The following is a 7841-nucleotide window of genomic DNA, read 5'->3' on the forward strand; positions in this document are numbered from 1 at the left end:
GGCCAGCCCGTCGCGGAGGCGTAGCGGCTGGCGCGGCTCGCGATCAAGGGCGACGAGAACAGCGGCGACCCCCTGCTCGACTGGGCGGTGCCCTGCCTGTTCGTCGGCGGCAGCGAGCCCGGCGCGATCGTCGACCCGGACGCGAAGGCTCGGCCGGAACCGTCGCCCCGGCGGATCTCGCGGCGGATCGGGATCCGGCAGGGCGAACTCCGCTTCATCTCCCGCCTCGCGGAACTGCGGGAGGGGGTGGACGTGCTGTCGGGGCGGACGTCCGCCCGGTTGCTGCACGTGGTCGGGATGCCCTCCACCGGAAAGACGGCCCTCCTGGACCGCGTGCTCGAGGAACTCGAACCGCAGATCGCGCATCTGTTCGTCAGCGCGAAACGGTTGCTCGCGAAACCCGACCCGCTCCGCGAACTGTCCCGGATCGTCGCCGAGTTGATGGACGACGCCGGGGTCCGTACCGCCCGGCCCGGCCGGCTCAGCGCCGGTGACTGGTGGGAGCGGCTACTCGACGACCTCACCGAAGTTCCCACCGCGATCGTCGTCGACGACGGCGACCTGCTGGTCGGCGACGCCCCCGGCGCCTCGGACCTCCTCGACGCCCTGGTCCTGCTGACACAGCGTCGGGGCGACGCGCGGCTCGCCGTGGCGACCACCGGGGAACTCGCAGGACTGACCGAGTCGCTCCGCGCCGCGGAAGTGCGCACGATCCGCCTCGACGCTCTGTCCTGGCCCGAAGTGTGGCAATGGATCCGGCGCAACCTGCCCACGCTGACGCGCTACCCGGAGCAGGACCTCTCCCGGCTCTACACCGACGTGCGGCACCTGGAACTGTGGGAGCAGCTGGCGGATCTCGCCGCCCAGGACGGCATGTTCGAACCGCGGGACCTGCCGCTGCTCGTCCGGCAACTGGGTGTCGGTGCCGCGAAGCCGGCACCGCCGGTGTCGAACGGGTCCGACTTCTTCGGCGCCGGCTCCGGGGCACCCGAGGCCGAGCCGGCCGCCGCGGCGACGGTGCGGCACGCACTGCGGTTGGCGGTGGCGGGACCGTTCACGGCCGGTCGTCGTGAGGAGATCGCGGTGGCCGTCACGCAGTGCGCCATCCGGCACGACGTCCCGGGCCGGGTGGTGGCCGGCGAGACGGGGCAGGGCGAATCGGCGCTGGCCGAACTCCTGCCCCAGGAGATGGCCTTCGCGCACGGTGCCCCGTCCGAACGCGACGTCTGCCGGTGGATGGAGGACGCCGCCCTCGCCGACGCGGACATCCTGGTGTTCGATTACGGCAACGCGGTCCCGTCCGACGCACAGAACGCCGTCATCGCACGCCTGGTCGGCGACGGACGACTCGTGATCGTCTCGGGCGACCACTCCGACGAACCGGCGTATCCCGCGTGGAGTGCGGAGGCGTTCGCCGTCGGTGCCGTCGAAGACGACGGCACCCTCACCCACGAAACCCCGTACTTCCCCGACGCGGGCAAACCCGACGTCTACGCGCCGCGGACGATCACCGGGACGACGTGCGAGCGGCTGGTCGACCGACCGGAGATGGAGGGCACGACCTTCGCCGCGCTGTACGTGGCGGTCGCGGCGATGCTGGTCTGGGCGACCGACCGCGACCTGGCCGCGCAGGACGTCCGGGCGCTGCTGGTCGAGACGGCGACACCGATATCGACTTCGGGGGGTGACACGGCGAAGCAACTCGACGTCGACGCGGCATTGGACAGCGCGCGGCGGGAGGTGGTCGTCGGAGCACTCGGATCGGACGCACTCGAACTCGGGCAGTTGCTCGCGGAAATCCCGATCCGCCCGGAACTGGCGGTTCCGCTGCTCGACGCCCTGGTGGCCGACGGCACCCGCATTCGCCGGGTCGTCCGGAACGGCGTCGAACAGTACGAACGCGCCGGCGCCGCGGTCGGACCGAGAAACGAGTAGCCGGCTACGCAGGACCGGTCCGCCCGCGGCGGGAACGCTGGCAGGCACAGCATCGAGCCGCCGCCTACGTGAGGACCGAGTCATGACCATCGTCGACAACATCGGAGACGGGCAGTCGCAGCGCGCGACCCACGCGGGAACGTTCGAGGCGGAACGGCAACGACAACACGATGCGGCAGAACTGCGCGCGCGGGAACGGGCACCGCAGCGCGGCGAGCACGTGGAGGCGCTCACCGGTCCCGGCGGGGTTGCCGCGGCGGATACGCCCGAACGGATCGCGAAGCGGGTGGACCGGCTCGGTCGCTACTACTGCGAGGACGACTGGGCGTCGGACACCCTCCCGGATCGGATTCTCGAGAAGATCGTCGGCACAGCCGATTTCGTCGGCGCCCGCTACCTCGATGCCGGCGTCGCCGCCGCTCGGTCCATCGGACGGGTGAATATCCGCGACGCCCGGGGCGCCCTGCAGGGCTACGGCACCGGCTTCCTCGTCTCACCTGCCCTGCTGCTGACCAACCACCACGTGCTGCCGGACGCCGACACCGCCCGCAGCAGCGTGATCGAGTTCGACTACCAGGACGGCGTCGACGGAAAACCGCGGCCCGTGCAGATGTTTCCGCTCGATCCGGGGCGGTTCTACCTCGCCGACCGGGAACGCGATTTCGCGCTGGTCGCGGTCGGGGCCGAGCCCGGGACGCTCGCGCAGTTCGGTTTCAGCCCGCTGATCCAGGCGGAGGGCAAGGCCGTGATCGGCGAGTTCGTGACCATCGTGCAGCATCCCCGCGGCGAGAAGAAGCAGATTGCGCTGCGGGAGAACCGCATCGTCGACATTCCCGAACGGTTCCTGCACTACTCGGCCGACACCGAACCCGGATCCTCGGGTTCACCGGTCTTCAACGATCAGTGGGAGGTGGTCGCCCTGCACCACGCGAGTGTGCGGGCGCCGCAGCACACCGAGTTCGGTGGAGTCCTCAACGAGGGGGTGCGGATCAGCCGCATACTCGAATACGTGCGTGCGCAGAACCTGACCCCGCAGTGGCGGGACCTCGTCGACGAGGTCCTCGGCGCCGAGCGGGCGGTGCCGGCGGTCCGCCCGGTGCTCGAACAGGAACGGGAGGTGACCGTCCGGGTTCCCCTCGAGATCACGGTGCGCCTCGGATCCGTCGACTCGGCGGCCGCGGCGCCCGAAGCGATCTCGATCGATCCGAACTACGGCACCCGGGGTGGGTACGACGAGAACTTCCTGCGGGTGCCGCTACCACTGCCGCGGCCCGAGGTGCCTGCGGTGGCGTCTCCGGAGTTGAAATATCACCACTTCAGCGTCGTGATGCACCGCGAGCGGGCGCTGGCACTGTTCACCGCCGTGAACATCGACGGACGGCAGTCGCAGAGCCCCCGGCGCGACAGCGACAGATGGATACTCGACCCGAGGCTTCCCGCCGATCAGCAGACGGGGGAGGACGTGTACCGCGACAATCCGCTCGACCGGGGGCACCTGGTGCGGCGTCTCGACCCGGCCTGGGGCCCGCTGGCGAAGGCGGCGAACGACGACACGTTCCACTTCACGAATTGCACTCCGCAACACCACAGCTTCAACGCGGGACAGACGCTGTGGCTGGGGCTCGAGGACTACGTCCTGAAGAACGCGGACAACGCCGATCTCGCCGTCACCGTCGTGACCGGGCCCGTTCTCGCACCGGACGACCCGAAGTATCGCGGCGTGGCGCTGCCACGGCAGTTCTGGAAGACGGTCGCCATGGTGAAGCAGGACGGCAGCCTCTCGGTCACCGGATATCTGCTCAGCCAGGCCGCCCTGCTCGACGAGTTGGCAGAGGGGGAGGAAGCGTTCTCCTACGGCGCGTACCGCACGTTCCAGGTACCCGTCCGGCGGATCGCCCGGTTGACCGGTCTGGGCCTGCACCCCTACATCGCGGCCGACCCGCTCGAACGGATCGAGGCGAGCAGCCTGCCCCGCGAACTGATCCGCCCCCAGGACCTGATCCTCTGAAACCGGAAGGAAACCCGACGACATGAGCACCAGCGAATCAGCGGCCGATCTGCCGACCCGCCGCACGTGCGGGGCGATGGACGTGCACCGCCGGCTGCTGACCGAGTCGGAGTCGTATCGCATCGCCCGCTCGGAGATCGAGAACCAGAGCATCGAACTGGAGCCGCTGCAGTCGATCGCCGCCCGCGGACCGGTGCGGATTCCGGTGGTCGTGCACGTGGTGTCGAAGACCGCGGCGCAGAACATCTCCGACGCGCAGATCGACAGCCAGATCGCGGTGCTCAACAAGGACTTCCGCGCCACCAACGACGACATCGACACCGTTCCGCCCGTGTTCGAGCACCTGATCGGCGACGCCGGCATCGAATTCTTCCTCGCCGACACCGACCCGGACGGGCGGCCGTCGAACGGAATCACCCGCACCGCAACCGAAGTCGATTCATTCGACCAGAACGACGGCGTGAAGTCCGCGGAGACCGGCGGCGCCGACCCGTGGCCGACGCAGAAGTACCTCAACATCTGGGTCTGCGCGCTCGGCGGTGGCCTGCTCGGCTACGCGCAGTTCCCCGGCGGCCCCGTCTCCACCGACGGCGTCGTGATCACGTACACCGCGTTCGGGACGACGGGGACCGCGCGGGCCCCGTTCGACCTCGGGCGCACCACGACCCACGAGATCGGGCACTACCTCAACCTCTTCCACATCTGGGGCGACGACGGCACCGGGTGCCGGGGCTCCGACGAGGTCGCCGACACCCCCAATCAGGGCGGGCAGAACGTCGGGATGCCACGCTTCCCGCACATCAGTTGCGGGAACGGCCCCCACGGCGACCTGTTCATGGATTACATGGACTACACGGACGACGCGGGGATGGTGATGTTCACGAAGGGCCAGGGCGCCCGGATGGGGGCGTGCCTGGACGGCGTCCGGAAGGCGCTGTGGACCGGGCGGGCAGCGAGTCCGGCCGTCTCCGCACTGGTCGCCCCGGGCGCGGCGGGACGCTGGCGGCATTCCTTCGAGGAGGACCACGACGGTGTTCGCGTGTACCGGCCCGCCGGATTCGACTTCCCCCGGGCGAGGGGGCGGGGCGGTATCGAATTCCGGCCGGACGGCTCGTTCGTCGACTGGGCGATCGGCCGGGGCGACGCCGACGAACCACGGGAAGGAACCTGGGTGCCCGCGGACGACGACGGGAGGCTCGAGGTGACCACGGCGGCGGGCGACACTCGCACCGTTCGGGTGGTCCGGTTCGACGAGGACCGGCTCGAATTGGACGTCGGGGATGCTAGCGGCCGGAGGTAGCTGCGGAGATATAATTCTCGGACCTGGTATTCACACTCAGTGACGCGGTTCCGCCGTACTCGGGGAGACGGATTGGCGCGCCCCGAAAGGAATTCCGATGTCTACTCGAAAAGTGCTGGGTCGGCTGGGAGCGGTGGTCGCCGTCGCGGGCGCGCTGTCGTTCGCTGTGCCGGGCGCCGCCTCCGCCGCGCCGTTCGTCCCCGGCTCGATGTCGACGTGCGCCCCCGGTGCGTGGCTCACGTTCCACGCGGAACGGGTGGGACCCGACCGGATCCGGTACACCACCGCCGCGCCGCTCGCGCAGTGGAACGGCGCCGTCGTGCAGTTCACGAACCTCACCACCGGGTTCCGGGGTATCGCGTTCGTCAACGACCCCGTACCGGCCGCCGTCGGATTCGGGCCGGTGCTGAGTGAGATCGCCGGGCTGTTGCCGTGCTTCGTCAGCGCGGGCGTCACCATGTCGTAGCCGCCGTCAGCTGGGGTCGGAGCCGCGGATCGCCGCCAACCACACGGCGACGGCAGCGGCCACACACGTCGCGCCGGCGAACGCGGGAAGCCCGCCGCCCGCGACGTACACCCACAGTGCCCCGGCGAACGGCGCCGCCACCGCGAACTGAGCGTCGAGGAGAAGCCGGCGGGCGGGCCGGACCGCGACCCGGGCGCGCACCGGACCGTCCGGATCCGGGCGCGACGGATTGTCGATCAACCGGCCGGGCGGCTCCGAACGACGCGTCCGCCCGGAGGGGAGCAGGCGACGGCCCTCCCACACCACCACGGTGCGACGGCCCGCGTCGTGCACCGTCGCCGCGGTCGGCGTCGGCAGGGTGACCAGAGCGGGATCGAAGAACACCGGAATCCACAGCGAACCCGGTTCCTCGCGGACCTCGATCCAGGACCTGCTGGTCAGCCGATGCTGCTGGCGAACCCGGTGCACCGTGGCCGCCCGGCCGTGCCGCGAGAGCGTGCGGGTGGCCGCGAACCACGTGTAGCCGGTGACCCCGAGCACCGCCGCCGCCACGACGACCAGTGCGCTGAGCTGATCGGCGTCGGCGACGACCGCGAACACGCCGCACACCATCAGCGCGCACCCGCCGACGGCCACCGGGTAGCGCACGGCCGCGAACCCGCTAATTCAGGAAACCGATCTTGGTGTAGTCGTAGGACGCGAGACCGGCGGCGCCGAAGTTCGCCAGGTTGTCGCGCACCGCGACGTTGCCCGGAGCCTGCATCAGCGGCAGTGAGAACCCCTCCTCGAACACCGCGGTGTCGACCTCGTTGGCCAGTTCGATCGCCTTCTGCGGGTCGAGTTCCGAGATCGTCCGCTCGATCAGCGCGTTCAGTTCGGGCGAACCGATCCGGCCGTAATTGCCCTGCAGGTCGTCCGGGTTGTACGCGTAGATCTGCGGCAGACCGCTGAGCGGGAACGGATCACCCACCCAGGAGAACTGGGCGAGGTCGAAGTCGCCGGGCTGGATGACGTCGGTGAAGAACCCGGTGCCGCCCCGGGTGTCGATGTTCAATTTGGCGCCGATCTGCGCGAGGTTCTGCTGAACGATCTGCGCGATCTGGACCCAGGTGGTCGACTGGTACATCACGTCGCGGATCTCGAGCCTGCGCCCGTCCTTCTCCCGGAACTCGCCGTTGAGTTTCCAGCCGAGTTCGTCGAGTCGCCGCGCGGCCTCCTCGGGGTCGTAGGCGACGGCGGCGCTGTTGTCCTGGTAGCCCTGCTGACCGCTGAGGTAGACGTGATTGTTCAGCGGCTTCGGGTCGTCGACGAGACCGTTCTGGATCGCGGTCGCGATGCCCTGCCGGTCGATGCCCTTGGACAGCGCCACCCGCAATTGCGGATCGGCGAGGATCGATCCGTCCGCACCGTTGAACGTGATGTGCGAGAACTGGGTTCCCGGCGCCCGGCGGATCGCGATGCCGTCCGATCCCTCCGCCGTCTTCACCTCGTCGATCGTGCCCAGCCCGGACGCGTCGATCTCGTTGTTCTGCAGCGCGGGAATGCGCGCGGAGTCGTCGAGCACGCTGTAGGTGATGGTGTCGAGTTTCGGGGTGTTACCCCACCACGCGGGGTTGCGGCCCAACGTGATCCGGTTCTGCGCCCGGTCGATCGACGCGATCGTGAACGGTCCCGACGTCACCGAGATCCCGTCGCGCAGACTCGTGTTGAACGCCTCCGGGGTCGCGGTGGCCGACTTCGGGTAGAGCATCGAATTGCCCGCGAACTGGCCCCGCCATTCCGCGTACGGCTCGGCGAACGTGATCACCGCCTGCCGGTCGTCGACGCCGCGCTCGACCCGGTCCACCCGCTCGAACCCGGACGTGTTCGCGATCAGGAACTCCTTGTTCCTCCCGCTGAGCGCCGCGGCCTGGGACTGGATGTCCTCCCACGTGATCGGGGTGCCGTCGGACCACACCGCCTTCGGGTCGATCGTGTACGTGACCTGCTGCGGGTCGGTGCCGGTGAGCGCGACGTCGACGAAGTAGTCGTGGTTCACCGACAACGCTCCCGCGGCGTCGGTGCCGAACGCGCGGGGCATCATCGGCTTCAGCATGCCGCCGATCTCGGAGTCGTTGCCGTCGTTGGACCGC

Annotated in this window: 6 protein-coding genes; 4 read left to right on the top strand and 2 right to left on the bottom strand. The window is 69.7% G+C overall.

Annotated features, from left to right (window positions below; all coding sequences use genetic code 11):
* Positions 1-87 precede the first annotated feature (87 nt).
* The 4 genes from ACFTZB_RS40090 to ACFTZB_RS40105 all read left to right on the top strand — a co-directional run bounded on the left by ACFTZB_RS40090 (position 88) and on the right by ACFTZB_RS40105 (position 5709).
* Positions 88-1935, top strand: a complete 1848-nt coding sequence (locus ACFTZB_RS40090; protein ID WP_378440654.1) for a S8 family serine peptidase — start codon at positions 88-90, stop codon at positions 1933-1935.
* An 82-nt stretch (positions 1936-2017) separates the two neighbouring features.
* Positions 2018-3943 carry a DNA/RNA non-specific endonuclease gene (locus ACFTZB_RS40095; protein ID WP_378440656.1) on the top strand — a complete coding sequence of 642 codons (1926 nt, stop codon included), beginning with the start codon at positions 2018-2020 and terminating at the stop codon, positions 3941-3943.
* Positions 3944-3965: 22 nt separating this feature from the next.
* Positions 3966-5243: a zinc metalloprotease gene (locus tag ACFTZB_RS40100; RefSeq protein ID WP_378440658.1), complete on the top strand. Its 1278-nt coding sequence runs from the start codon at positions 3966-3968 to the stop codon at positions 5241-5243.
* 97 nt (positions 5244-5340) lie between these two features.
* A complete protein-coding gene (locus tag ACFTZB_RS40105; protein ID WP_378440660.1) occupies positions 5341-5709 on the top strand; it encodes a hypothetical protein in 369 nt (122 codons plus the stop codon).
* A 6-nt stretch (positions 5710-5715) separates the two neighbouring features.
* Here ACFTZB_RS40105 and ACFTZB_RS40110 read toward each other — a convergent pair whose 3' ends face one another.
* Positions 5716-6321, bottom strand: a complete 606-nt coding sequence (locus tag ACFTZB_RS40110; RefSeq protein WP_378440665.1) for a hypothetical protein — start codon at positions 6319-6321, stop codon at positions 5716-5718.
* 49 nt (positions 6322-6370) lie between these two features.
* The coding region (locus ACFTZB_RS40115) for an ABC transporter family substrate-binding protein (protein WP_378440663.1) at positions 6371-7841 on the bottom strand (1471 nt) is incomplete at its 5' end.

It is taken from the genome of Rhodococcus sp. NPDC057014 (genome assembly GCF_042673295.1).
GTDB lineage: Bacteria > Actinomycetota > Actinomycetes > Mycobacteriales > Mycobacteriaceae > Rhodococcus_F.

Bases quoted from the DNA above. Each gene is read 5' to 3' on its own strand.
- ACFTZB_RS40095 (WP_378440656.1), top strand. From the start codon at position 2,018: ATGACCATCGTCGACAACATCGGAGACGGGCAGTCGCAGCGCGCGACC.
- ACFTZB_RS40100 (WP_378440658.1), top strand. From the start codon at position 3,966: ATGAGCACCAGCGAATCAGCGGCCGATCTGCCGACCCGCCGCACGTGC.
- ACFTZB_RS40105 (WP_378440660.1), top strand. From the start codon at position 5,341: ATGTCTACTCGAAAAGTGCTGGGTCGGCTGGGAGCGGTGGTCGCCGTC.
- ACFTZB_RS40110 (WP_378440665.1), bottom strand. From the start codon at position 6,321: ATGGTGTGCGGCGTGTTCGCGGTCGTCGCCGACGCCGATCAGCTCAGC.